A 25838-nucleotide genomic window follows, 5' to 3' on the forward strand; every position below is an offset into this window, starting at 1 on the left:
TCTGTGGCAAGGAAATTAACCGCAAAGTTCACAAAGACAAAACCGCAAAGTTATTTTATAGATTAAGCTTTGTGCCCTTTGCGGTAAATCTTTTATTTCTTGGATTAATCTGTAATCAATTTATTCCAAAAAAAAATATCCTTTTGCATCTTCCGAAAATTCAGAAGGCGCAAAAGGATATTGTATTATTTTAATATGAAGCTAAACTACAGTTCGAATTCGTCTGTATTTTGCTCGGTGTCTGTTGTGTCTTTGACTTTTGGAGCCGAGTAACAATCTACTTTTATTGAAAGATTTGCAGGTCTTTCAAATTCAGATTTAGATACTTGTAAAGCAGGATCGGCATAACAAAGTTTCATGAAATACCCCCAAACAGGTAAGGCAGCTGTTGCTCCTTGTCCGTAAGTAATACTTTTGAAACGTGCCGAACGATCTTCGCAACCTACCCAAACACCTGTTACTAAGTTAGGAACCATCCCCATGAACCATCCATCAGATTGGTTTTGTGTTGTTCCTGTTTTACCTGCAATTGGGTTACGGAACATATATGGATATCCTGTCCAGCGTTTGTCTCCGCTACCACCACCTTCAGTACGTAAACGTGAACCCGAACCACTTTCGGTAACACCTTGAAGCAATTTAATTACGGCAAAGGCAATGTCTTTGTTTAGTACATCATGAGATTCTGGAATTGGCTCGTAAATTACTTCGCCACTTTTATTTTCAATTCGGTTTAGGAACTGCGGTTTTACATAAACACCTTGGTTTGCAAATGTGCTGTAAGCAGCAACCATATCTTCGACTGTGATTTCAACTGCACCTAACGCGATTGAAGGTTGCACTGGAATTTGAGATTTTACTCCCAATTTATGTGCTAGTTCAACTACTGCTTCAGGTCCAACACGGTCAATTAATTTTGCTGATACGGTATTGATGGAGTTAGCTAAACCTTGTTTTAAAGTTACCATTCCACGGTATCTGTTGTCAGAGTTTCTTGGTTCCCAATCGGCTGTAACGTGATGACGTCCTTTGTGAATCATAAATGGTCCATCAAGAATCGAATCACAAGGAGACATATTTAATTGCTCAATTGCAGCTGCGTAAACAAATGGTTTGAATGTAGAACCTACTTGTCTTGCACCTTGTCCTACGTGATCATACTGGAAATATTTGTAATTGATTCCACCAACCCATGCTTTGATGCTACCAGTTTGAGGTTCCATTGCCATTAAACCAGCTTGCAAAAAGTGTTTGTAATAGCGTATAGAATCTAGAGGTGTCATTATAGTATCTCTTTCTCCTTTCCAAGTAAACACAGTCATTTTTGTTTTTTCGCTAAATGATTTTATGATTTCTTCATCACTTTTATCGGCAGCTTTCATTACTGACCAACGGTATGAAGATTTCATTGCTTGGTTTATAATTCGTTGCGTTTCGGCTTCAGAAATATTAACGAAAGGAGCGTTTTTGTTTGTTTTCGATTGTTGGAAAAACTCTTCTTGTAAGTTTTTCATATGCGCAGCAACAGCTTCTTCAGCGTGTAATTGCATTCTAGAATCGATAGTGGTGTATATTTTTAGACCATCTTTATAAATGTTGTAGTCTGAACCATCTGGTTTTTTATTTTCGGCTACCCATTTTTTCATGTAGTCACGCAAGTATTCTCTAAAGTAAGTTGCAGTTCCTTCACGGTGACTTTCTAGTTTGAATTTCAATGAAATAGGAAGGGCTTGTAACTTGTTTTTTTGATCGTTAGTAATCATACCCGCTTTTTCCATTTGTGAAAGCACAACATTACGACGGTTTTTAACGCCTTGTGGATTTCTTACTGGATTGTATAAACCTGAGTTTTTGAACATTCCGACTAATATTGCCGATTCGTCCATGGTTAAATCTTTTGGTTCCTTAGAGAAGTAGGTTTGCGCAGCAGAACTTACACCAACGGAATAGTTACCAAAATCATATACGTTGCAATACATTGCAATAATTTCATTCTTAGTATATTGTCTTTCTAGGCGAATGGCGATAATCCATTCTTTTACTTTTTGTACAATTCTAAAAGGTAAAAATTTTGATCCCTCTCCGTGAAACAATTGTTTTGCCAATTGTTGTGTTAGCGTACTTGCACCTCCGCTCGTTCCAAAGCTGGCAATGGCTCTTAAAGTTCCACGTCCATCAATACCTGAATGCTCGTAAAAACGTTCATCTTCGGTTGCTACAAGTGCTTCGACTAGACTTTTAGGTAAGTCGGAATATTTTAATTGTGATCTGTTTGTCTGGAAATATTTACCAATAACAACTCCATCTGAGGAGATGATTTCGGTAGCCAAATTAGAATCTGGATTTTCTAAGTCTTCAAATGAAGGCATAGAACCAAAAATTCCCCATGAAGCAAATAAGAAAAAGGTAATAACACCTAATAAACCATAGCCAAAAATTTTCCAAAAGGTCTTTTTGTAATAATTTATGTCTTTATCGGTTTTTGTTGGATTGTTTTTTTTAGCAGCCATATAAATCTATTCTAATCTTTTTTTTCAATTCTAAAACCTATATCAGTAATCCCTTCAAGTTTTTGTACACCAGGAACTTTTCCTGATTCTCTCACGGCTTGTTTGATATGAACTTTGTATTTTCCTTTAAATTTAACGTCCTCTTTATAAAAGAGTTTGCTTTCTTTTATATCCGTAAATCCATTGCCCATTAAAGTCCCATCAGGATGTGCCATTTGGTATTCAAGGGTATCTACTTTGGTAAATCCGCTTTGGGTTTCAATAGCAACAATTAAAAATATATTATTGAAAGGATAACTGTTGTTATCTCTCAAATTTACAAATAAATTGTATCGTTTGGTTGAATCTAATTCGGGTAAATTAAATGTTACAATGCTGTCTTTATGCCAAGCAGATCCAACAGACTTGTATTCATCAAATACTCTTTTTTTATCGCATGAAAAAAGAAGTATAGCCACTAAAAGAAGAATCCCGCTATTTTTTATTCTCATTTTTTGTAATAATTATTGGTTTTCTAGGTCCTGCTGGTTTTTTATCATTAGCAGTATTGTTATTGGGCTTGTTGTTATTGTTGTTTCCAGCTGGCTTATTGCCTTTTGGAGTTTGATTTTTTGGTGCTTGATTGTTGGGAGCAATTGCAGGAGCTACAGCAGCATTTTCGCCAATAGTTTTGCGTTTTTTAGCTGGTTTTTTCTTTCTTTTAGGTTGGTCAAAACGAGTTAAGCTTTCTTGACCCATAGCGTTATTGAAGTCTTTTTCAGGCTCTTGAGTAACTTCTATTGCAAAATCTTCAAGAGAAGAAACTCTGTTTTTAAGCTTATTTTCAGCAATGATCTCTTTTACCTGATCAATTTTTAAAACATGCCAATTCGCGAAGTTATTTGTATAAGCAAACCACATTAATCCTTTAAAAATGTCCTGTTTTTGGCAAATAGCATCACCTTTTTCAGTAACTAATTTAGTATCATAGTCTGGGAAATCTTTAAGAGCATCCATATAAGTGTCTAGCTCATAGTTTAAACAGCATTTCAATTTTCCGCATTGTCCAGCTAGTTTTTGTGGATTTAAAGATAATTGTTGGTAACGAGCCGCTGAGGTATTTACACTTCTAAAATCGGTTAACCAAGTAGAGCAACATAATTCTCTTCCGCATGAACCAATTCCTCCTAAACGAGCAGCTTCCTGACGGAAACCAACTTGTTTCATTTCGACTCTAGTGCTGAATTCTTTAGCAAAATCTTTAATTAAAAGTCTAAAATCGACTCTGTCATTTGCAGTATAATAAAAAGTGGCTTTCGAGCCATCTCCTTGAAATTCAATGTCAGAAATTTTCATTTCTAGTTTTTGAGCAATCGCTAATTCACGTGCACGAACTTTCATAGGTTCTTCTCTTTCACGAGCTGCCGACCAAATGTCGATATCCTTTTGAGAAGCTTTGCGGTAAATTTTAGGAACTTCATTACTTGCTGGATTAACTCCTTTTTTCTTCATTTGAATTTTTACCAATTCACCTGTAAGAGTTACAATTCCTATGTCATGCCCTGGAGACGCTACAGTTGCAACGATATCTCCAATACTTAAAGTTAATTTATCTACGTTTCTAAAAAATTCTTTTCTACCGTTCTTAAAACGTACTTCAACACAATCAAAAGGAGCTTCTCCGTTAGGTAAACTCATATTAGAAAGCCAATCAAAAACGGTTAATTTATTGCAGCTATCGGTGCCGCAAGTCCCATTATTTTTACAACCCTTAGGTGCGCCACCATCAGAAGTTGAACAACTTGTACATGCCATAATTTTATATGTAGTGTTGCAATTAATGCAACTTAAGTTCTTAAAAAGATTAATGTGTAAAGATAGTATTTTTTTTAGTTTGCTTTTTAATGCATTAACACTAATGCTACGTTAAATACAAAAGACAGTACTATTTAAGAGAAAATTAATGGTTTTTGTTCTAGTATGAAACTTGATTTATCAAGAAAATTCTTTTGCTATTTATTTGTCTTAGTTAAAAGAACTTACTGTTTTAGGATAGTTTTTTTGAATAAAAAAACTATCCTGATTATTCTTAAATAATTATTTAAACTTATATTTGGGTTGTGTTTATAGGTTTTATCTTAAAATCCTAACCTTGAGTATTGATTTAAAAAACGAAATATCCCTCATTGACATGAGTCACGCTCTACTGACTTGCAAATTGTTATTTTGCTGTTGAGATCATTGTCAATACCTTGAAATATTAGCAATCTATTTTATACTATTTACAACAAAACCCATGAACAAATTATTTTACGTTTTATTCGCAGTCCCTTTTTTTATTAGCTGTATGAATAAAAAGCCATTGGATCAAAAAAACATAAATTCAGTTAAAAAAGACACAACTCTTACTAGTGTTGTTGCTGCAGAAACACAAAAAATGTCTGATTTGGATATATATAATGTTAACTCAATTTTTGGCGAAAAGGATACTATTGCGCTAATATCCTTGTCTGATAAGTATCAATTGAGCGAACATAAAGATTCTCTTGCTATTCCTGATGTTGAAAAATTAGGAGAAAAAGACGCTCAATATCTAGTATTAAATTCGACATATAGAAACAGAATGCTATCTAAAATGAAAATAGCAGAAAAAGATAGTGTTTATGTGTACGATTATGCCTCCAATATTGTTAATGCATTTTCTGTAAAATCTTTAAAAGTAGTGGCTGCTATAAATGTATACGGGGCAGATTGGCCTTATTCACAGCATGATTATATGATTGGATTTGGACTAGATCCCAAATTACTAAAAGGATTTGACTCCTATTATTTGAATACTTTGGTTTGCATTGGTTCAAAGAATCCTTTTGCAATGAAGCAATTGAAAGCTATAAAGTGGAAAGAAACAACAATTACTAAGGTGCCTGTTACAGCTATAAATCCGGAATATAATGATTTGATAAAAATGGCAAGTGAAAAAAAGGCTTATAGTTATAAATCAAACGGATTTGAATACTTTTTACAGGATTATATAAAAGAAGAAACGGTATTGTTGAGAAGGTTGATTGTTAAAGCGGAAAAAACAAACAAAATTGTTTGTGATAAGTATTACCGTGAGAGCGAAAGTAGTTCGCTAGCGCAATTAAACGATAATAGTGAGGATAAAGAAGTTAGTCAATGGACTGGTAAACTGTTTAAGAATAAACCAGAGGTAGTTTTTGGTTTTGAATATGTTTCTTTCGGTTGTTCAGGGATTTCGTTCTTAGATAAAAATGAACCTGATGTTTTTTTAAATTGTGATAACAGACACTAATTTAACCTTATAAAAAAGAAAAACCCTATTCTATATCAAATAGAATAGGGTTTTTCTTTTAGGTTTCCTTTACCGTAATGATCTTTACTGGACAAGCTTTTGCTGCCAATTCACAGCTTTCTACAATAGTATGATTCGGTGACTTTAAAGTAAAAAAACCTTTTGCATTTACCGAATGTATCAAAACTGATTTTCCATCTTTTTTTGACATCTGAAAATGTACTGGATCCATTTCTACGCAGTAGTTACAGCCGATACATTTGTCTCTTTGTAGTGTTACAATAACCATTACGCCTCTACAATTTTATATAATTTATCAGAGGTTCTAATTCTGAAAGGTAATTTGAAGGTACAATCATCTCCTTTTGTTGCCTTATCGGCTACAATGTCGTTTACATACATTTCGTCGATTACCATTTCCTGAGCCCCAGTACTTGGTCCAGTTACAAGAATTCTATCTCCAATTTTAATGTCGTAGGCTTCAATTTTAAATTGCCCAACTTCTGCTTTTGGAAAGAAGTGAGTTCCTTTACCTACATAGACTTTCTTTTGGGTTGCTGCAGAGCCTGGAATGTCACTCCATTCCCCTAATTCTTGTCCTAGGTAATATCCTGACCAAAAACCACGATTGTAAACTGTGTTTAAAGATTCCATCCAGATTGCAATTTTTTCTTTTGAAAAAGTTCCTTCGTAGTAAGCATCAATAGCTTCTCGATAGGTTTTTATTACTGTTGCCACATATTCTGGTGCGCGACCGCGGCCTTCAATTTTAAGAACCTGAATTCCTGAATCCATAACTTGATCTAGAAAATCAAGTGTGCATAAATCTTTTGGCGACATTAGGTATTCATTATCAACTTCGATTTCAAAACCAGTTTCCTGATCTATAACAGTATATTTTTTACGACAATTTTGTTTGCAAGCACCACGATTTGCTGAGGAATTATGAGAATGTAAACTCAAATAACATTTCCCCGAAACAGCCATGCATAAAGCACCATGTCCGAAAATTTCGATTTCAACTAAATTTCCGTTCGGGCCTTTTATTTGCTCTTTTTCAATTTGTTCCGTGATACTTTTTACCTGACGCAAGCTTAATTCACGACTTAAAACCATTGTATCAGCAAATAAACTGTAGAATTTTATGGTTTCGATATTAGTGACATTAAGTTGGGTCGAGATATGTACTTCCATACCAATTGTTCTTGCCATTGCAATTACAGCTTGGTCTGATGCAATTACAGCGGTAATGTTAGCTTCTTTGGCTTTGTTCAATAATGTTTTTACAACCGATAAATCGTGGTCATAAATAATTGTGTTTAAAGTGAGATAGCTTCGTACGTTTTTGGTTGCACAACGATTGGCAATTTCTTGTAAATCGTCCATAGTGAAATTCACAGTTGAGCGTGCTCTCATGTTGAGTTGTTCTACTCCAAAATAAATAGAATCGGCGCCATTATCAAGCGCAGCCTGAAGTGACTCAAAGCTCCCTGCGGGAGCCATAAGTTCAATTGTATTGTTTATTGTCATGATGGATTAGTCTAAAATTTTATAGATTTTATCCGACAATCTAATTCTAAAGGGAACTTCAAAAGTAACTCTATCTCCTTTTTTAGCAGTAGTATTTGCAGTGTCGTTAACCATCATTTTTTCTAAAATCAATTCCTGGTTTCCTGTAGTTGGTCCAGAGATTAAGATGGTGTCACCTATGTTTAACTCTTGATTTTCGATAGTAAAAAGACCAACTTGTGCTTTTACATAGTAATGTTCAGCTTTACCAAGAAGTACTTTTTTTACTTTTATTTTCTGGCGTATATCTGCTGGTTTCTCAGCAGCAGCCAAAGCTGTATCCGGTAGTTCACCAGAATGTTTGAATTTTAAATTTTCTGATTTTCCTTTTCTAAACACTTTGTTCCCAACTTGTTTTCCAGTTCTCATTCTTACCTGATCTACCAAGGGCATATGTATAACTTCCAGACATTCCGTAGAACAGCAGTTTTCCATTGCAGTTTTGCAATCATCGCATTGAATAAACAACAAATGGCATCCGTCATTTTCGCAATTGGTATGATTGTCGCAAGGTTTTCCGCATTGATGGCATTGTGAAATAATATCATCGGTGATTCTTTCGCCCAGACGATTATCAAATACAAAGTTTTTTCCGATGAATTTACTTTCTAATCCTTCTTCTTCAAGTTGTTTTTTATAATTAATGATTCCGCCTTCTAGCTGATATACATTTTTAAAACCTTGATGTTTAAAATAAGCACTTGCTTTCTCACAACGAATTCCACCTGTGCAATACATTACCAAGTTTTTATCTTCTTTATGATTTTGAAGTTGCTCGTTGATTATCGGTAAACTTTCTCTAAAAGTTTCTACATCTGGAGTAATTGCGCCTTTAAAATGACCGACTTCACTTTCGTAGTGATTTCTAAAGTCAACAACAATTGTATTTGGGTCTTCAAGGATATCGTTAAATTCTTTGGCTTTTAAGTGTACGCCTATATCGGTTACATCAAAAGTCTCATCGTTAAGACCGTCAGCAACAATTTTATCACGAACTTTGATAGTTAATTTTAAAAACGAGTGATCGTCATGTTCTACAGCTTCGTTTAAACGTATGCCTTTCATGAAATCATAAACTTCTAGAGTTGCTCTAAAAGCTTCTAAATTTTCTTCCGGAATACTCATTTGAGCATTTATTCCTTCGTTAGCAACATATATTCGGCCTAATGCATCGAGTGCATTCCAGGCTACAAATAAATCATCGCGAAATTTTTTGGGATCTTGAATTTTGGCATACGCATAGAAAGACAACGTTAGTCGTTGTTTACCGGCATCATCGATCATGATGGCTCTTTCTTCTGCGCTCAAAGTGTTATACAGTTGCATGCTATAAACAGTTTTAAGTTAAGAAATTATTTTTGAGGTGCAAAGGTATAGAAAAAGGTTCTAAGTTGCAACGGTTCTGAGGTTCTAAGTTTTTTAGTAGCAAAGAAACAAAGTTCTTTTTTAATTAGATTTGGTTTCTATTGTCTTAAATTTTTGCGGTTTCACGTTTGCAAGAATTAAAAGAATTTGCTCAATCTGCGTGCTATTTAAAAAAAATCAGAGTTTCGAAGGTTCTAGCCCAGATGGTAACGACATCCTTTTGTACCAGTGTTTGGTACAAAAGATATAGTGTACAGCTGGATAAGCTACAATTAAAAAGAGTGTCTTATTGCTGATTAGCAAAGTTTTATAAGTAAATGAGAAAGGTATAAAAACAAAAAAAGCACTAAATTAATAGTGCTTTTTAAATCTTTGCTTCTTTTGAACCTCAGAATCTGAGCAACTCAGAACCTTAGGGCCTAAATATTAGCAATGTTCGTTAAAAGCGTCTTGTAAATTCTCAGCGATTAATTCAGCTGGGCGACCTTCGATGTGGTGACGCTCTAACATGTGAACCAATTCTCCATTTTTGAATAAAGCCATACTTGGCGAAGATGGAGGAAAAGGGAACATATGTTGTCTTGCTGCATCTACAGCTTCTTTGTCAACACCTGCAAAAACAGTGATTAAATGGTCTGGTTTTTTAGCACCATCTAAACTCATTTTTGCTCCTGGACGTGCATTTCTTGCAGCACAACCACATACTGAATTTACAACTACTAGTGTTGTTCCTTCTGATTTGATTGCGTTATCAACTTCTGCTGCACTATGTAAATCTTGAAAACCTGCAGTTGTTAATTCAGCTTGCATTGGTTTTACCATTTCTTCTGGATACATATTTTTATTTTTTTAGTTTAACTTTTTCGAGTTGCAAAGTTACAAAGTTTAAAATCAAGAACTTTAATTCAGGTATAAAGTTTTGTTATAGTTTAATCGTTATTTATTTAACTTTATTTGATAAGGGTATGTTTCGTAAATGGTATTGTCTTCATTAATAGTAAAACCTTTTGCAGAATCTCCTCTAGCTTCTTTTGCTAAGGCTGAAATTTCGTCTTTAGGTTTGCCTAATCTAAACCAGCAAATAGCTTTGTAATATTTTGCATCTGAGAATTGCGGGTAGATTTTTAATGCTTTGTCAAGAATTGTAATTGCTTCATCCCATTTTTGTAGTTCATATTTGGCTATGGCTTGATAAAAGTATGCGGTAGGGTGTTCTAATTGTTGTCTGTTTTTATAAATATCATTTACATAATCATCAAAAAGTTTTTCCGCTTTATCATATTCGTTTAATTGTAAATAGCAAAGTCCAATATAAAAACTGTAAGGATGATCCATTCTATAGCCATTTCCATAAAGTTTAATGCATTCTTCTAGGTCTGTGATTGCTTCTCTATATGTTTTTGAAAAAATGCATTTCATAAAACCTCTATAAGGGAGCCATTCCTGTTTATTATATACAACAGCTTTATCTAAAAATGACAATCCAACTTCGTACTTTTTACATTTAAAATAAGGCATTGCTTTTTGTTGCCACAAATAGGCTATCGTACTGTCTTTTTTTAAACCTTCATCGATACAACTTTGCCATTCCTGCATTTGAAAAACGTAGTTGTATTTATAAGCACAACTATCTAATGATTGTTTAATAATAGCTTCTTGAGCTTCGTTTTTTGGGATTTGACCAAAGGACAGAAATGTAATGAAAAAGCTGAAACCTAAAATAATTTTTTTCAATAGTTAAGATTTGAATTTAAGATTTATTTGAAAGAAAAACTATCCTAAATAACGCTTTTATAAATGGTGTTTTAGGACACTTTAAAATAACTTTAACATCTTCAGCGAAGCTAGTTTCTTCGTCTAAAAACTTAAAAATCAATGCTGGATTTCCTTTTTGGAACATATCTGAGAATATGCGACCTCCTAGTTCATTATTCCTGTCGAGAATATCTAATAAAAGTAAATCATAAAACCAGAATTTATTTTTTTTATGAAATTTTCGAAAATCAGTTTGAGTTTCAAGAAACGACACTAATTGGGTAGACTTTTTATCCGACTTTTTGAATGTGTACCCTGTACTTGCTTTTGTCCAGCCCCCTGCAGTACCAATATTCAGTACACGTTTGGTATTTCTTTTCCAAAAGGGGTAACATGTCATCGGAATACTTCCTTTTTCTTTCTCAACTATCTCATAATCTTGTATGCCTAAATTATGAATGTAGTTTTTAATCTCCGATTCGTATTCCTGTTTTTCTAAAAGGGTATGCGAAAATAGGGTGTATTCGAATAAAGCTTCTTTTTTGGATGTTGGTAAAACATACATGAACCGTGTGTTGTTTTTTTGTGCAACCGAAAAATCCATGAAAGTAACTTGTTCTGGATTAAGAAGATTCTGTTTGCTTTTAATGAACCAACCTATAAAATGCTGTTGTAAAACAGGATATTGTTGTTGGTTTTCGATTAATACTTTGTTATAAATGCTGTTTAAAAGTTGATTGCAAGTAAAGGAATTAGTCGAAGTAGCTATAAAAACATGAGTGTCGAGTTCGTTAATATCGGTTACTTTGTCGTTAAGAAAAGTAATATCATTTTGTTCTTTGATAAGTTCTAAAACAAAATTATAAAAGTCCAAACTACGAATTTGATTGTATTGATAAGGACTTAAATCTAAATCTCTTTTAAAGCTTTCATTAGCAAATAAAGCGGTATCCCATTTTTTTGAAATGACACTTTCCCAAATTGATGGCTCTTTTTGCCAAAAACACCAAGTCCTGTCATTGGTTTTCTTTGAATCCTCATCAATTAATAAAATAGTTTTTCCAACAAACTTCTCGGATACTACCATCTTATAAACTGTCATCATTGCTGATAAACCAGTTCCTGTAAAAATGTAATCGAAATGTTTCATGTTTTGGAGGTACTATTTTTATCAAAAATAGGTAATTTAATTCGTTGGGTTTAATCTATGAGAAAATTTAAAAACATAGAATTCCTTTAACCATGTAAGTTATTTAAGAAAATATAAGTTTAAACGTTTTATCTAAATGGACTTATATTGCTTATGTGGTTAGCTTTTATCGGGTTCTTTCAGTTTAGACAAAATCAGTTCTAAGTCTTTAGCATTGCGATAGTTTGTGTCTTGGAGTATGATCTCGTTTTCGAGATTTAAAACACAAATAATTGGGTAAGTTAGTTGATTATTTACAGTTCCTAATTGAATAGCCAATTCATTAACTCCGCTATTGTTTCTGGTTGGTTCATAATTGAATGTTCGATTATTGAAGCGGATTGTTCTTTTTTCTTCAGCATTCAAATCAATAAAATAGAATTCGGAGTTAAGTTGCGCTATTATTGTTTTGTTTTTGAAAGTTGAATTCTTCATCGCCTGACAATATTTGCACCAATCGGTGTGGATAAAAACGACGACTTTCCGTTTTCGAATTTGCTGTAAACTGTCTATTTGTTCAAACGAATAGGAACGTAGTTGAGCAAATCCAGCGGAGTTAATTCCTATAAAGAAAATAATTAGAATTAGCTTTTTCATTTGTTTTGTTTTTTGCCAGCGATAATTTAACCGCAAAGGGCACAAAGGTTTGAAATTCTTTTAATTTTTATAATCTGTGGCTTAAAAGGAACGCGGATAAAATGAATTCGCTATGGCGAAAACGCGGATTAAAACCGATTTAAAAACAATAAAAAAATCCGTTTTTATCCGCGTCTTTACTTTTGTAAATCCGTGTCATCAGCGTTCTTTTTCGTGGTCAACTTCTTTAATCCGTGGCATTAATTCTTTATCTCAGGTTATAGCGTAATCCGAAGAAACTGCGTATTCCTTGATTTGGAGCATAAACATAAGTTGTATCAAATGTCATGCCGTATGGATTACCGGGTGTTACAAGTACTTTTCCGTTTGGGTCATAATCAACATTTTTATCAAAAGGGTCGTTAGTTCTTGAAATCAAGAATGGATTGTTTCGTTTTGGTGTAAAGTTAAGTAGGTTTTTAATCCCGGCATATAACTCAAAATTCTTCCAACCGGTGTAAGTAAACTGAATATTTTGTAAACTGTACCATGGCGAATTTGGACTTCTTGGGTCATTATCACCTAATAATGGTAACTTCATTGGGCTATATAAATTTCCAGTATAATCAATTGCTAAATCAATTGGATTAATTTTATATGAAACACTCCAAGTTGCTGTAAATTTCTCTGTTAGATAGGGTCTTTCTCGGATGCCATTTTCTATATTCGATACATCCATTATTGTTGCGCCTGCAATAAGTTTTAATCCATTATTGAAGTTAACGTCAATGTTTGTACTGATTCCCTGACTTACCGCGTAGCCATTAATGTTATCATATATGATTTTGTTTGGGTCAGTTTCATAATCAGCAATTATTTTATTGCTAAATCGGGTGTGAAATGCAGTAGTTTCAATTCCTATAAATGTTCCACTTGAAAAGTATATTTTTTTAATGTAATTTAAATTGGCGTTAACTGATTTTTCAGGATTTAGATTGTTTGCAATAACTACTTCTCTTGAGCCAGTTAAAGCAGCATGGTCTTCTGTAAATAAATTCACTACTCGGTATCCGGTTCCAGCATTAAAACGGAGGATATTATTGTCATTGAATTTTAATTTATAAGCAAATCTTGGTGTTATGATATTCCCATGAATAGAGTTGTAATCGTATCGAAGTCCTAACAATATCTTGTGTTTTTCTGATAATGTTATTTCATCTTGCAAGAATATACCAGGTAGCCATGTTTTGTCTGGATTGTTTTTTCCTTGTAATTCTGTAGATGTGGTATTGTCATCATAATATGTGTAACGTGAAGCTATTCCTGCTAGTAAATCATTGTTTCTAATTTTTTTATCCCAAGTAAGTTGAGCAAAACCTATTTTTTGGTTGGCAATATAAGAGGTAGTTCCGTAGCGACTGTCCTGATAATGTACATTACCAGAGAATGAAAATATCAGTTTCTCATCTGTTGGTAATTGATAACTTCCTATAAGCTCACCGCGTTTGGTGTAAACGCTTTCCCCATAAATTTCATCGCCACCTCTATATTTTTTCTCCCAGCGAACATCACCACCCCAACGATCTTCATACATTCCGCGTCCAGCAATAGTGAAAATTCTGTTTTCTTTTCTTTTAAAAGACCATTTTTGAAATACGGATATACGGTCCTGAAGCGTAACATCTGTAAAACCATCATTATCATTGTCAATTTTTTGGTTGTAACTGAAATAATTAATTCCTAGTAAAGCCGTTGCATTTTTACCAGCATTGAACTTCATTCCCAGATCTACATTAGTTTCCAGCCAACTTGTGGTAAAAACATCTGCTGAGAAAACGGGTGCATTGGCAGCACTTTTTGTTATGATGTTAATTAAACCACCAACTGCTTCGCTCCCATATAAAGAAGATGCAGGACCTTTTACAATTTCAATTCTTTCTACCAGTGAATTTGGAATTCCTGATAATCCATAAACGGTAGACAAACTACTTACAATTGGCATCCCATCTATCATTACGGAAGTATAAGGGCCTTCAAGTCCATTTATATGAATGTCTCCTGTGTTGCAAACACCACAATTAAGCTGAGGTCGCACTCCATTTACATTTTGTAAGGCTTCATAAATGTTGGCAGTTGGATTTTTTTTAAAGAATACAGGAGTATAAACTTCGACAGGTACAGCACTTTCTAGTCTTTTTACTGCTTTTAGTGTTCCCGAAATTACTACTTCATTTAGCTCGTTTTCATTATTAGATAATTCAAAATCTAAAGTCAGGGGTTGATTTTCCTTTACGGTAATATTTTTCGTTATAGTTTGCAACCCAAGAGATGAAATTTGAATTTTATAATTGCCTTGAGGGATACTTTCTAATTTGTAATAGCCTAAACTATCAGTTTGGGTTCTGTAATTAGTTTTTAATAATTGAACATTTGCTTGTAGGTTTTCTTGATTTTCAACAGATACTTTTCCTGAAATTGAAGAGGTATTTTGTGAAAATGAAACCTGAAGCATTGAAAACAGTAGTATTGTAAATAAATATTTCATTTTATGTAAATTATATTTTAGACAAATCTAAAAATTATATTTGATAAACAAAATTCTAATGATTAAAAATATATTTAAACATTAAAAAAAGCGGTTCGTTATTAAAAATGAACCGCTTACTATTCCAACCGCAAACCAAAACAATTGGAATTTAATAAAAAGTAAAATTCTTAAAATGCTGTTTTTTGATTAAAAACAACCTGTTTGGTGTAATTATTTCGGCTATTCTGCTCGGGTCATAAAAGATTTATTTAGCAAATAGCAACATAGATTTTATGTGTAAAAGAGAGCACAAAAAGAAATATATTCCTTTCACATAACTAGCTTTGTGTGTTTCAAACAAGTGAAACGCCTTTTTTGAGACTACCAAAATCTATGTTGCTATGTGTTTAGAATAATTACATTTTGTAACTAAACAAAATCTTCCTCAATAAGTTCCTTGTTTATTAATGCACCTGCTACAGATCCCGAAGAAACTGCCAAAGCTAGCGAACGAACAAATGTGCTATTGTCGCCTGCTGCATAAATGCCCGCAATAGTTGTTTTTTGGAAAGCATCGACCTTTATTAAGCCTTGTTCTGTTATTTCGCATCCTAATTCTTGTGGTAAAAGAGAATGTTGTTCAAAAGGAGGTTTGGCATAAAGTGCTTTTACAGCAGTTTTAGTTCCATCTTTAAAAATGATGCTCATTAACTTGCCTTCATTATGTTGAAAATAATCTATTTGTGTCTCAACAATAGTGATATTTTTTTTCTCAAGAATAGTACTTTGTTCTTTAGTTAGCGATGTTTCACCATTTGTAAATACAGTTAGGTCTTTCGTCCAATTAGAAACCATCTTTGTGAATTCAAATCCCATAGCTCCGTTTGCAATAATGCCGGTTTTTTCATTTTTAACCTCATATCCGTGGCAATAAGGGCAATGCAATATTGAAATTCCCCAGCATTCTGCAAACCCATTTATTTTTGGGAATATATCTTTTAATCCTGTTGTAAAAAGTATTTTTCGGGAAGTAAATGTTTCCCCTTTTTGTGTATTTATTTCAAAATCGCTTTCTTTTTTTAGAACTTTACTAACCTTGTCTTCTAAGAAAGACACTGTTGGATATTTTAAGACTTGTTTTTTTGCTTTAGCATTAATATCAGAAGGTTTCTTTCCATCATGCGTTATGAAATTGTGCGAATATGGAGTTTGCTGGTTGCAAGGTTTTCCACTATCAATGATTAGTACTTTTCGTAAGGAACGCCCCAATGCCATTGCAGCAGAAAAACCGGCATAGCTGCCTCCGATTATTATTACATCATATTTATTGTTGTTTATCATGGGTTTCATGTTTATGATTAATGTTTTATTTTGTGATTTTTATAGTTTAGGTAATGACCAATTATCATCCCAATTCCACCAATAAAGATCAAATAGGTGTGAACATCTAAGAGAATTTCTATTACGATGCTTAGAAAAATTAGTGTTATCGATACAATTAGAATACTGTTTACTAGTAACGTTGCTTTTTTTACTATTTTTATAATTGCAAAGAAACCTATGGATGCAAATAGCAAATCGATTAGTGGATTGTGTGTAATACCTATTGGTATTATTGTTAGGATAGGAAATATTAAACAATGAACGAAGCATATAGTTGCGCTTGAAATCCCTAATAAGTCCCAATTAAAAGTTGTTTTTGTTTTCATTTCTTGTATATTTGTTTAATGCAATTATGTTGCAAATATAGAAAATTATTTCAAATGCAACTATGTTGCGTTAATGTTTTATTTATGAAAGTTACTCGTAATACTGTGGCCAAAGGGGCCATTTTGGATTTAATTACCAATTCAGATTCGGCATTATCTCATTCTGAGATTCATAAATTAACTCAGGATTTGTGTGATCGCGTTACTATTTATAGGATTTTAGACCGCTTGGTTAATGAGGATGTTATTCACAAAATTGTAAATCTTGATGGAACTATTAAATATGCTAAATGTCATCACGAAAATCATGTACATATTCACAATCATGTGCATTTTAGTTGTGAAAAATGTTTGAAAGTTACCTGTATGGAAAATGTGCAGCCAAGCTATATAATTCCCCGTAATTACAAGGTTAATGATGTGAATTTTACTCTTTCTGGATTGTGCCCGAATTGTTTATAATTTCATTTAACATTTAGACAAGGCTAAAAATAATGTTTGAGCAATGCAATTTTTGTATATATTTGCTTTAATAATTTTTATGAAATGACTAAATCTCTTGAAGAAGTTAACCAATCGGTTCAAACGCAAAATAAAAAATCTGTCTTTAGAAAAATTCTAGCTTTTTTTGGTCCAGCTTATTTGGTGAGTGTTGGATATATGGATCCAGGAAACTGGGCGACAGATATTGCAGGCGGAAGCCAGTTTGGTTATGCTTTACTTTGGGTTTTACTGATGAGTAACTTAATGGCTTTGTTATTACAAAGTCTTAGCGCGCGATTAGGAATCGTGACCCAACGTGATTTGGCACAAGCTTCAAGAGAAACCTATTCTAAATTTATCAATTATATATTATATATTCTTGCCGAAGTCGCTATTGCAGCTTGTGATCTTGCTGAGGTTTTAGGGATGGCAATTGGTATTAATTTATTGTTTGATATTCCGCTCATCGAAGGAGTTTTAATTACTGTTCTAGATACTTTCTTATTACTATTCTTGATAAATAAGGGCATTCGAAAAATGGAGGCTTTTATTATAGTTTTGGTTGCAATTATTGGTTTTTCTTTTGTTTTTGAAATGATTTTTGCAGAACCAGAACTAGATAAAGTATTATACGGATTGATCCCTTCTCTTCCTAATTCAGCAGCATTGTATATCGCAATCGGAATTATTGGAGCAACTGTAATGCCTCATAATTTGTATTTGCATTCTTCTTTAGTACAAACGAGAAAATTTGATCGAAGTACTGCTGGAATCAAGCAGGCATTAAAATACAACTTGATAGATTCAACCATAGCCCTTAATCTTGCTTTTTTTGTAAATGCTGCTATTTTGATTTTAGCGGCTGCAACTTTTCATCGAAATGGGATGTTTGAAGTTGCTGAGATTCAAGACGCACATCAGTTTTTGGAACCTCTTTTAGGGACTAAATGGGCGCCAATACTTTTTGCAGTCGCTTTAATTGCAGCTGGACAAAGTTCAACAATTACTGGGACTTTGGCTGGTCAAATCGTTATGGAAGGCTATTTGAATTTAAGAATCCAGCCTTGGGTTCGACGAATAATAACACGCCTAATTGCTATTGTTCCTGCTGTAGTTGTAATCTTGATTTATGGCGAAAGTGTCACTGGAAAATTATTGATTCTAAGTCAGGTAATTTTGAGTTTGCAATTGGGATTCGCAATTATTCCGCTAATACATTTTGTAAGTGATAAAACAAAAATGAAAGGGTTTCATATTAGCCGATTAACTCAGGTTACAGCCTGGATTATTGCCCTTATTATTGTATCACTAAACGGAAAATTAGTTTACGACGAAATAAGTGGTTGGTTAGAAGCTTCTGAGAATCCAATCGTACTTTGGGTTACTGTGGTGCCTTTGGCAATTGCATTTTTAGTTTTGTTACTTTATATAGTTGTAAAGCCATTTGTTGCTAAAGCAAAATCTGATATACAAAATCATTCACCTCATAACCTTTCCTTACGTTTTTCTGTAAAAGAGACATACAGCAAAAAGAATATTGCGATTTCTGTTGATTTCTCTAATGCCGATGAAGCAGCTATTAACAGCGCCTTTGAACTAGGAGGGATAGATGCTAATTATACTTTAATTCATGTGGTAGAAACGGTTGGTGCTCTTATGTATGGTCAAAATGTTGACGATCATGAAACAACAATCGATGAAAGACTACTGTTAGAATATAAAGAAATGCTTACTGCAAAAGGATTTAAAATCGAGACAGAACTCGGTTTTGGTAAGCCAAACAATATTATTCCGATCATTGTAAATAAAGGAAGTTTTGATATTTTGGTGATGGGAACGCATGGACATACGGGCTTCAAAGATTTAATTTTTGGCACGACTGTCGATAAACTGCGTCATAAAATTTCGATACCTTTGTTTATTGTTAAATAAAGTTGCTGAGTTGCTGAGATTCTAAGGGGCTAAGATTTTTATAATCTAAAGTAAACCTTAGAACCTTTGTGCCTTTGCGTCTTAGAATCTTAAAAAAAAAAAATGACCTTCTCAGAAGAAAACTACCTTAAAGCCATTTATCATCTAACGACTTCTTCTGAAGCAGAGGTTAGTACTAACGCGATTGCTGAAATGATGGAAACTAAAGCCTCATCGGTAACAGATATGCTTAAGAAATTATCCGAAAAGGATTTGATAAACTATAAAAAATATCAAGGGGTATCGCTTACTGAAAATGGAAAACTGGCGGCTAAAATGATTGTCCGTAAACACCGTTTATGGGAAGTATTTCTAGTAGATAAGCTTGATTTTTCTTGGGATGAAGTTCATGATATTGCAGAACAATTAGAACATATTAAATCAGAACAATTAATAAATAAATTGGATGACTTTTTGGGTAATCCAACCGAGGATCCACACGGTGACCCAATTCCTGATGCACAAGGGCGAATTATTAAAGTCGAAAAACAACTGCTTTCGGAACTTAACGAAAAGCAAGTTGGTATTTGTGTAGGTGTTAAAGATACCTCATCAGAGTTCTTGCAATACCTCGACAAACAAGGAATTGCTTTGGGATCTAAAATTGAATGTTTGTCGAAAGAAAGTTTCGATTTGTCTTTAAAAATTAAAGTAAACGAAAGAGAATTGACAATTTCTAGCAAAATAGCATCGAATCTATTTGTGAAGCTAATTTGAAAAAAGGTACTAAGGCGCTAAGATTCTAAGGTTCAAAGAAACAAATGCTCTAAGGTTCTGAGGTACCAAGAAGCAAAGGTTTGGTTTGCGCATTCATGTCTGCTGAGTCCATTCGGGTTCGCTCAGGATAAACTCTGTCGAAGCCCCGTACGCCCTTCGACTCCACTCAGGGTGACAAAATTGTGTAAAGAAAAAGGTCAAAGGTTTTTGAAGAAGGTTCAAAGAAGCAGAGGGACAAAGACGCAAAGGTTTCCCGTAGAGACGCACCGCAGTGCGTCTACGCAATATAGGTTTTCCATAATGTGATTATATGTCTGGCTGAGTCCCTTCGACTCCGCTCAGGGTGATAATAATAATATTGTATAAAGTAAAAGGTTCAAAGATTGTCGAGTTTATATATAAACCGAGCAACCTTTGAACCTTTGTTTCTTAGTACCTCAGAACCTTAGAGTCCTAGTGACATCCACAGTCATTTTCTCCACAATTCCCTTTCTTTTTAGATTTCCAGAAATACTTACGAATTAAGAAGGCAACCGCTACTAATAGAATTATAAAAGCTATTATTTCTTGTACCATGATACATTATTTTAATAATTGATAAGCTAATAAAGCTGTAATATATGCGAAGCCACTCATTAATACAAGCTGAATCATTGGCCATTTCCAAGAGTTTGTTTCCTTTTTGGTAATAGCAAGAGTACTTGCGCACTGTAAAGCAAAAGCATAAAAGAGTAATAACGAGATTCCTGAAGCAAAATTAAAGATTTTTTCACCTGTTTGAGGATTGATTTCTTCTTGCATTTTGCTTTTTATTGTAGCCTCATTATCTGTACCACCTACACTGTAGATAGTTGCTAGTGTACCTACAAATACTTCTCTGGCTGCAAATGAGCTAATAATTGCAATACCAATTTTCCAATCGTATCCTAAAGGAGAGATTATAGGTTCGATAGTTTTACCCATCAATCCGATATACGAGTTTTCTATTTTTTGTGATGCAACAGCTTCTTCAAACTCAAAATCATCCAAAGGCTTGTCTTTGTGTCTTTCGATTACGATGGCTTCTGCTTCATTAAAGTTTTTTCCAGGGCCGTATGAGGCTAAAAACCATAAAACAACAGATATTGCCAAGATTATCTTTCCTGCGCCAAAAACGAAAGCTTTTGTTTTCTCAACTACGTTTATTGCAACGTTTTTAAATAATGGTGTTTTGTAGCTTGGCATTTCAACTACAAAATATGTTTTGTTTTTTATTTTTAGAATCTTATTTAAAATATAAGCAGATAGAATTGCTGTTCCAAAACCTAGAAGATACAATAACATTAAAGTTAATCCTTGCATGTTAAGGAACCCAAAAAGACGTTCATCTGGAATTACCAATGAAATGATAATTGCGTAAACAGGTAATCTAGCCGAACAGGTTGTAAATGGAGTTACCAAAATAGTGATTAATCTCTCTTTCCAGTTTTCGATATTACGAGTTGCCATAATTGCTGGAATTGCACAGGCAGTCCCTGAAATTAAAGGAACGACACTCTTTCCTGATAAACCAAATTTACGCATGATTTTATCCATAAGGAAAACTACACGGCTCATATAACCACTTTCTTCAAGAATAGAAATGAAGAGGAATAAGAAGGCAATTTGTGGAATAAATATCAAGATTCCGCCAATTCCTGGGATGATTCCTTGAGAAATCAGGTCGGTTAGGATGCCGCTTGGTAATCTTTCAGCAGCTAACGCACTTAATGATGCAAATGTACTGTCTATAAAATCCATTGGTATGGTTGCCCACTGGAATATAGCTTGAAAAATTATAAATAAAATGGCAAAAAACACAACATAACCCCAAACCTTATGTGTTAATATGCGGTCTAGTTTGGCACGGAAGTCTGTAGCTACTGTATGATCTACTTTTAAACCTTCTTTTAAAACATCATTTATAAATTGATATCTCTTAATCGTTTCTTTTTGTTGTAAACGTTTTAATTCAGAGTGCGATTTGGTAAAGGTACTTCTGACTTCATTTCTATCTAAATTTAAAAAGTTGACATCCTGAGTAATTACTAACCATAATTTGTACAATAGTTGGTTAGGAAAAGCATGTTGTAAACTTTTAAAATATTCTGGATCAATAATCGATGCGTTTAAGCACGGTTCATTTGGAATGTTTTTGTAGTCAACAATCAAATTTTTAAGCTCTTCGATTCCATGACCTTTACGTGAACTTATTAAAGCAATTTTTGTCTTTAAGTGTTCTTCGAGATATGGGATATCTAAAGAAATACCTTTAGATTCCATTCTATCAGCCATATTAATAACTAATATTGTTGGAATTTCAAGATCTTTTATTTGAGTATAAAGTAGTAAATTTCGTTTTAGATTCTCAACATCAGTAACAACCAATGCTACATCTGGATATAATTTGTCATTCTTGTTCAACAAAAGTTCAATCACCATATTCTCATCGATAGAGCTGGCATTTAAACTGTAAGTTCCCGGTAAATCGAGAATATTGGCTTTGATGTTATTTGGCAATTTACAAAAGCCCATTTTTTTCTCAACAGTAATTCCAGGATAGTTTCCTACTTGTTGATTAAGACCCGTTAATTGATTAAAAACTGAAGTTTTTCCTGTATTTGGATTACCTATTAAGGCTACATTTATATTTTGAATACTCATTGCAAATTCTATTTGATTATTTCTACTTCAATTACACGTGCTGTTTCTATTCGAATAGCTACATGTGAACCATTAATATTCAAATATAAAGGACCTCCAAACGGAGCAATTTGAAGCAATTCGACCATGTTACCTGGTAAGCAACCCATTTCTAATAATTTCAACGGAACGAGATCAATATCAAATTCTTTGATAGTGGCTTTTTCGCCTTTTTTAAGGGAGTGGATAGAATTTTTCAAGTTTATTTAGATTGAATTAATATTGCAATATTAATCATTTAATATTTATTTGAGGTCGTTTTGTGCTATGGTTTCAATGTTTTAAGATATAATTCACATATCAAATCAGAATCAGTAAAAGTTAAACGAAAATCTTTTATTCAGGGAATTAACTCTTTTAAAAGGAATTTTTAACAGGAAAACTTATTCGGCAGACAAAAAGGTAATATCTTCTATTAGTTTTTGAATATCTTCCTTTTTGGTTCCGTCATAAAAACCACGAACTCTTCTTTTTTGATCTACTAAAATGAAGTTCTCAGTATGTACCATATCATATAATTGATCAGGTCTTCCTAGTTTTACAGCCAAATATGATTTTCTAGCCATGGTATAAATCTCTTTTTTGTCACCAGTAACAAGATTCCACTTGCTGTCTATAACACCATTTTTTATAGCATATGCTTTTAAAACCGGAACACTATCTGTTTCGGGAAATACAGTATGCGAAAGTAATTTTACTTTTGGATTGTTTAAAATTGCTTTTTGAACATCGGCTAGATTAGCAGTCATTTTTGGACAAATAGAACCGCAAGTGGTAAAAAAGAAATCCGCGACATATATTTTTCCTTCGTAATCTTTTTGAGTGATTGTATCACCATTTTGATTTACAAATGCAAAATCGGCAATTGTATGATACTTACTTTTATATTGCATAGTGCTATCAACCAGTTCAGGATTTACATCGGCTGGATTATAAATAGGTAATGTTTTACTAGGTTTTAATGCAGAATAGAACAACGAAATTGTAACAGCAGAAAACACGAAAAGTACCAAGAAAAACTTCCTGTATTTGTAGAGTAAAGATTTCATAAAAATAATTTGGTGCAAAAGTACAAAAACCTCTTTTTAAATAAGGTAACATTGTTTTTTTTAACCAAATTATAGGATGTGGTTTTTTGTAGCTAATATTTAGTCGTTTCGTTTTTTTATAATAATTAGGGATTTTAAAATTTGAAACAAAAAATCTTGTTATTGTTAACATTTTATTTAAAATAATAACAATAAGTTTGTGAATACTAAACAAAAACAAAATATGAAAAGACAATTTAATAAGCATTTGTTATTTGCTATTCCTGCTGTGTTAGGATTTACAATGTGTCAAGCGCAAAGTGCAGCACCAAAAGCATCAGGTATTGATGTTTCTTTAATGGATAAAAATGTTAAGCCAAGCCAAGATTTCTTTCGTTATGTAAACGGAACTTGGTTAGACAAAACAGAAATTCCAAGTGACAGAAATGCATGGGGAAGTTTTAATGAACTACGTCAGAAGACCGATAATGATGCTTTGGCAATTTTAAAGGAAGCTTCAAAAAGTCAAAAGTACAAATCGACTACAGAGCAAGGAAAAGCAATTGCGCTTTTTAATACCATCTTAGATACTGTTGGAAGAAACAAACAGGGAATTAAGCCATTAAAACCTTATTTGAATAAAATAGATGCTATCAAAAATGTAGCAGATTTGCAGAATTTCTTAATAGAAATGGAACCTTTAGGAGGAGCTGGTTTTTTTGGAATTTATGTTAGTGCCGATAAAAAGAACAGTAATATTAATACGGTTAGTTTAAGCGTTGGTAGATTAGGGTTGTCTGATAAAGATTATTATGTGTCTGAAGATAAAGATTCTAAAGAAAAGCGTGCTAAGTACGAACTTCATATTGCAAGAATGTTGCAGTTCATCGGAGAGTCTCCACAAAAGGCTAAAGAGAGTGCTGCTCAAATTTTAGCATTAGAAACAGCTATGTCGGCGCCAAGATTAGACCGTGTTGAGCGTAGAGATGGAAGATTGCAATATAACCCAACAGCAGTAGCTGATCTTAAAAAGATGACACCAGCAATTCAATGGGATAAATATCTTTCGGGTATAGGAATGGCAAAAGCAGACACGATTATTGTAACACAACCTCGTTACATGAAAGCGTTACAGACAATTTTTACCGAAAATAAAGTAGCTGCTTGGAAAGAATACTTAAAATGGAGTGCTTTAAATAAATCAACATCACAGTTAACTACTCAAATAGAAGATGCGAACTTTGATTTTTATGGAAAAACATTAACAGGAGCGATAAAACAACGCCCTAGTGAAGAAAGAGCACTTCAGGTAATAAATCAAGTTGTTGGAGAATCTTTAGGTAAATTGTACGTTGAAAAAATGTTTCCAGCTGAAGCAAAAGTAAAAGCCGAAAAAATGATTCAGAATATAGTTTTGGCTTACCAAAATCGTATTACTAATTTGCCATGGATGTCAGCAGAGACAAAAACAAAAGCAATTGAGAAACTTAACAAAATTGCAATAAAGATTGGTTATCCTGACAAATGGAAAGATTATAGTGCTTTAGTTATTAAAGATGTATCTGAGGGAGGAACTTATTTTGATAATAGTCTTAACCTAGCTAAATGGAGCTATAATGATAATATTTCTAAATACAAGCAGCCAGTTGATAAAACTGTATGGGGAATGTCACCACAAACAGTAAACGCATATTATAATCCATCTTATAATGAAATTGTATTTCCAGCGGCTATTTTGCAACCGCCTTTTTATAATTATGAAGCAGACGAGGCTGTAAATTATGGTGGAATTGGAGCTGTAATTGGACATGAAATTTCTCATGGATTTGATGATTCAGGAGCACGTTATAATGCAAATGGAAACTTGGTTGATTGGTGGACTGCAGATGATTTAAAACAGTTTACAGCTTTAGGAACTGCATTAGCAAATCAATATAGTGCATTAGAGCCTTTACCAGGAATTCATGTAGATGGAAAGTTTACATTGGGAGAAAATATAGGTGATTTAGGTGGAGTAAATGCTGCTTACGACGGATTGCAATTGTATTTAAAAGCTAATGGAAATCCGGGATTAATAGATGGATACACTCCAGAACAACGTTTCTTTATCTCATGGGCAACCGTTTGGAGAACCAAAAGCCGTGATGAAGCAATAAAAAGTCAGGTTAAAACAGATCCACACTCTCCAGGAATGTACCGAGCTTATGTGCCGTTACAAAATGTAGATGCTTTTTATGAAGCATTCTCAATAAAACCAGGAGATGGTATGTATATCGAACCATCAAAACGAGTTAAAATTTGGTAAAATAATATACGAAAAACGGCTGTCTTTAATAAGGCAGCCGTTTTTTATTTAAGTATTAAGTGCTTAAAAATCTATTTTTCTTAAATATGAAATATTAGGAAAAGGTTTTGCGATGCTAAAG

At 33.4% G+C, this 25838-nt stretch carries 22 protein-coding genes; 5 read left to right on the top strand and 17 right to left on the bottom strand.

Annotated elements, in window-relative coordinates:
- Positions 1-206 precede the first annotated feature (206 nt).
- From OIU80_RS08875 to OIU80_RS08885, 3 genes are read right to left on the bottom strand one after another with little or no spacing between them, the layout of a single operon-like run.
- Positions 207-2510, bottom strand: coding sequence for a penicillin-binding protein 1A (locus tag OIU80_RS08875; protein ID WP_264286673.1), 2304 nt, complete (start codon positions 2508-2510; stop codon positions 207-209).
- Positions 2511-2521: 11 nt separating this feature from the next.
- Positions 2522-3001, bottom strand: a complete 480-nt coding sequence (locus OIU80_RS08880; protein ID WP_264286674.1) for a gliding motility lipoprotein GldH — start codon at positions 2999-3001, stop codon at positions 2522-2524.
- Positions 2985-4304, bottom strand: coding sequence for a PSP1 domain-containing protein (locus OIU80_RS08885; protein WP_264286675.1), 1320 nt, complete (start codon positions 4302-4304; stop codon positions 2985-2987). Before OIU80_RS08885 ends, OIU80_RS08880 begins: the two co-directional genes overlap by 17 nt.
- A gap of 481 nt (positions 4305-4785) precedes the next feature.
- Here OIU80_RS08885 and OIU80_RS08890 point away from each other — a divergent pair, with 481 nt between their 5' ends.
- Positions 4786-5802 carry an oxidoreductase gene (locus OIU80_RS08890; protein ID WP_264286676.1) on the top strand — a complete coding sequence of 339 codons (1017 nt, stop codon included), beginning with the start codon at positions 4786-4788 and terminating at the stop codon, positions 5800-5802.
- Positions 5803-5860: 58 nt separating this feature from the next.
- Here the strand turns inward: OIU80_RS08890 and OIU80_RS08895 are convergent, their stop codons facing one another.
- From OIU80_RS08895 to OIU80_RS08940, 10 genes are all read right to left on the bottom strand, one after another.
- On the bottom strand, positions 5861-6091 hold the full coding sequence (locus tag OIU80_RS08895) for a ferredoxin (protein WP_042563582.1): 231 nt from the start codon (positions 6089-6091) through the stop codon (positions 5861-5863).
- A complete protein-coding gene (locus tag OIU80_RS08900) occupies positions 6091-7332 on the bottom strand; it encodes a peptidase U32 family protein (RefSeq protein ID WP_264286677.1) in 1242 nt (413 codons plus the stop codon). The genes OIU80_RS08895 and OIU80_RS08900 overlap by 1 nt, the downstream gene beginning before the upstream one ends.
- 6 nt (positions 7333-7338) lie before the next feature.
- Positions 7339-8697 carry an oxygen-dependent tRNA uridine(34) hydroxylase TrhO gene (gene trhO / locus OIU80_RS08905; protein WP_264286678.1) on the bottom strand — a complete coding sequence of 453 codons (1359 nt, stop codon included), beginning with the start codon at positions 8695-8697 and terminating at the stop codon, positions 7339-7341.
- Positions 8698-9162: 465 nt separating this feature from the next.
- Entirely contained in the window at positions 9163-9573 is a 411-nt protein-coding gene (locus OIU80_RS08910) for a BrxA/BrxB family bacilliredoxin (protein WP_264286679.1), read from the bottom strand.
- Between the two features lie 99 nt (positions 9574-9672).
- The gene (locus OIU80_RS08915; RefSeq protein ID WP_264286680.1) at positions 9673-10470 is read right to left on the bottom strand and encodes a tetratricopeptide repeat protein; all 798 of its coding nucleotides are present in this window, start codon (positions 10468-10470) and stop codon (positions 9673-9675) included.
- A 16-nt stretch (positions 10471-10486) separates the two neighbouring features.
- Complete coding sequence (locus OIU80_RS08920) at positions 10487-11641, bottom strand: lycopene cyclase family protein (protein ID WP_264286681.1); 1155 nt, start codon at positions 11639-11641, stop codon at positions 10487-10489.
- Positions 11642-11800: 159 nt separating this feature from the next.
- A complete protein-coding gene (locus OIU80_RS08925) occupies positions 11801-12277 on the bottom strand; it encodes a thioredoxin family protein (protein ID WP_264286682.1) in 477 nt (158 codons plus the stop codon).
- Positions 12278-12524: 247 nt separating this feature from the next.
- Positions 12525-14801 carry a TonB-dependent receptor gene (locus OIU80_RS08930; protein ID WP_264286683.1) on the bottom strand — a complete coding sequence of 759 codons (2277 nt, stop codon included), beginning with the start codon at positions 14799-14801 and terminating at the stop codon, positions 12525-12527.
- A gap of 411 nt (positions 14802-15212) precedes the next feature.
- Positions 15213-16124: an NAD(P)/FAD-dependent oxidoreductase gene (locus OIU80_RS08935; protein ID WP_264286684.1), complete on the bottom strand. Its 912-nt coding sequence runs from the start codon at positions 16122-16124 to the stop codon at positions 15213-15215.
- A 17-nt stretch (positions 16125-16141) separates the two neighbouring features.
- A complete protein-coding gene (locus OIU80_RS08940) occupies positions 16142-16492 on the bottom strand; it encodes a MerC family mercury resistance protein (protein ID WP_264286685.1) in 351 nt (116 codons plus the stop codon).
- Positions 16493-16576: 84 nt separating this feature from the next.
- Between OIU80_RS08940 and OIU80_RS08945 the strand changes: the two genes are divergently transcribed.
- From OIU80_RS08945 to OIU80_RS08955, 3 genes are all read left to right on the top strand, one after another.
- The gene (locus tag OIU80_RS08945; protein ID WP_230605497.1) at positions 16577-16954 is read left to right on the top strand and encodes a Fur family transcriptional regulator; all 378 of its coding nucleotides are present in this window, start codon (positions 16577-16579) and stop codon (positions 16952-16954) included.
- Positions 16955-17038: 84 nt separating this feature from the next.
- Positions 17039-18907: an Nramp family divalent metal transporter gene (locus OIU80_RS08950; protein ID WP_264286686.1), complete on the top strand. Its 1869-nt coding sequence runs from the start codon at positions 17039-17041 to the stop codon at positions 18905-18907.
- Positions 18908-19009: 102 nt separating this feature from the next.
- Positions 19010-19663 carry a metal-dependent transcriptional regulator gene (locus OIU80_RS08955; RefSeq protein WP_264286687.1) on the top strand — a complete coding sequence of 218 codons (654 nt, stop codon included), beginning with the start codon at positions 19010-19012 and terminating at the stop codon, positions 19661-19663.
- 453 nt (positions 19664-20116) lie between these two features.
- On the opposite strand, the gene OIU80_RS08960 is transcribed toward OIU80_RS08955, so the two are convergent.
- The 4 genes from OIU80_RS08960 to OIU80_RS08975 all read right to left on the bottom strand — a co-directional run bounded on the left by OIU80_RS08960 (position 20117) and on the right by OIU80_RS08975 (position 23433).
- The gene (locus OIU80_RS08960) at positions 20117-20239 is read right to left on the bottom strand and encodes a FeoB-associated Cys-rich membrane protein (protein ID WP_264286688.1); all 123 of its coding nucleotides are present in this window, start codon (positions 20237-20239) and stop codon (positions 20117-20119) included.
- A 6-nt stretch (positions 20240-20245) separates the two neighbouring features.
- A complete protein-coding gene (gene feoB / locus OIU80_RS08965; RefSeq protein WP_264286689.1) occupies positions 20246-22345 on the bottom strand; it encodes a ferrous iron transport protein B in 2100 nt (699 codons plus the stop codon).
- Between the two features lie 8 nt (positions 22346-22353).
- Positions 22354-22584, bottom strand: a complete 231-nt coding sequence (locus tag OIU80_RS08970) for a FeoA family protein (protein WP_264286690.1) — start codon at positions 22582-22584, stop codon at positions 22354-22356.
- 183 nt (positions 22585-22767) lie between these two features.
- Positions 22768-23433: an SCO family protein gene (locus OIU80_RS08975; RefSeq protein ID WP_264286691.1), complete on the bottom strand. Its 666-nt coding sequence runs from the start codon at positions 23431-23433 to the stop codon at positions 22768-22770.
- Positions 23434-23656: 223 nt separating this feature from the next.
- Between OIU80_RS08975 and OIU80_RS08980 the strand changes: the two genes are divergently transcribed.
- Positions 23657-25717: a M13 family metallopeptidase gene (locus OIU80_RS08980; RefSeq protein WP_264286692.1), complete on the top strand. Its 2061-nt coding sequence runs from the start codon at positions 23657-23659 to the stop codon at positions 25715-25717.
- The last annotated feature ends 121 nt before the right edge of the window (positions 25718-25838 follow it).

This window comes from Flavobacterium frigoritolerans (assembly GCF_025847275.1).
Classification (GTDB): domain Bacteria; phylum Bacteroidota; class Bacteroidia; order Flavobacteriales; family Flavobacteriaceae; genus Flavobacterium; species Flavobacterium frigoritolerans.

Coding starts and splice junctions, on each gene's coding strand:
- OIU80_RS08875 (WP_264286673.1), bottom strand. CDS start 2,510: ATGGCTGCTAAAAAAAACAATCCAACAAAAACCGATAAAGACATAAAT.
- OIU80_RS08880 (WP_264286674.1), bottom strand. CDS start 3,001: ATGAGAATAAAAAATAGCGGGATTCTTCTTTTAGTGGCTATACTTCTT.
- OIU80_RS08885 (WP_264286675.1), bottom strand. CDS start 4,304: ATGGCATGTACAAGTTGTTCAACTTCTGATGGTGGCGCACCTAAGGGT.
- OIU80_RS08890 (WP_264286676.1), top strand. CDS start 4,786: ATGAACAAATTATTTTACGTTTTATTCGCAGTCCCTTTTTTTATTAGC.
- OIU80_RS08895 (WP_042563582.1), bottom strand. CDS start 6,091: ATGGTTATTGTAACACTACAAAGAGACAAATGTATCGGCTGTAACTAC.
- OIU80_RS08900 (WP_264286677.1), bottom strand. CDS start 7,332: ATGACAATAAACAATACAATTGAACTTATGGCTCCCGCAGGGAGCTTT.
- trhO (WP_264286678.1), bottom strand. CDS start 8,697: ATGCAACTGTATAACACTTTGAGCGCAGAAGAAAGAGCCATCATGATC.
- OIU80_RS08910 (WP_264286679.1), bottom strand. CDS start 9,573: ATGTATCCAGAAGAAATGGTAAAACCAATGCAAGCTGAATTAACAACT.
- OIU80_RS08920 (WP_264286681.1), bottom strand. CDS start 11,641: ATGAAACATTTCGATTACATTTTTACAGGAACTGGTTTATCAGCAATG.
- OIU80_RS08925 (WP_264286682.1), bottom strand. CDS start 12,277: ATGAAAAAGCTAATTCTAATTATTTTCTTTATAGGAATTAACTCCGCT.
- OIU80_RS08930 (WP_264286683.1), bottom strand. CDS start 14,801: ATGAAATATTTATTTACAATACTACTGTTTTCAATGCTTCAGGTTTCA.
- OIU80_RS08935 (WP_264286684.1), bottom strand. CDS start 16,124: ATGATAAACAACAATAAATATGATGTAATAATAATCGGAGGCAGCTAT.
- OIU80_RS08940 (WP_264286685.1), bottom strand. CDS start 16,492: ATGAAAACAAAAACAACTTTTAATTGGGACTTATTAGGGATTTCAAGC.
- OIU80_RS08945 (WP_230605497.1), top strand. CDS start 16,577: ATGAAAGTTACTCGTAATACTGTGGCCAAAGGGGCCATTTTGGATTTA.
- OIU80_RS08950 (WP_264286686.1), top strand. CDS start 17,039: ATGACTAAATCTCTTGAAGAAGTTAACCAATCGGTTCAAACGCAAAAT.
- OIU80_RS08955 (WP_264286687.1), top strand. CDS start 19,010: ATGACCTTCTCAGAAGAAAACTACCTTAAAGCCATTTATCATCTAACG.
- OIU80_RS08960 (WP_264286688.1), bottom strand. CDS start 20,239: ATGGTACAAGAAATAATAGCTTTTATAATTCTATTAGTAGCGGTTGCC.
- feoB (WP_264286689.1), bottom strand. CDS start 22,345: ATGAGTATTCAAAATATAAATGTAGCCTTAATAGGTAATCCAAATACA.
- OIU80_RS08975 (WP_264286691.1), bottom strand. CDS start 23,433: ATGAAATCTTTACTCTACAAATACAGGAAGTTTTTCTTGGTACTTTTC.
- OIU80_RS08980 (WP_264286692.1), top strand. CDS start 23,657: ATGAAAAGACAATTTAATAAGCATTTGTTATTTGCTATTCCTGCTGTG.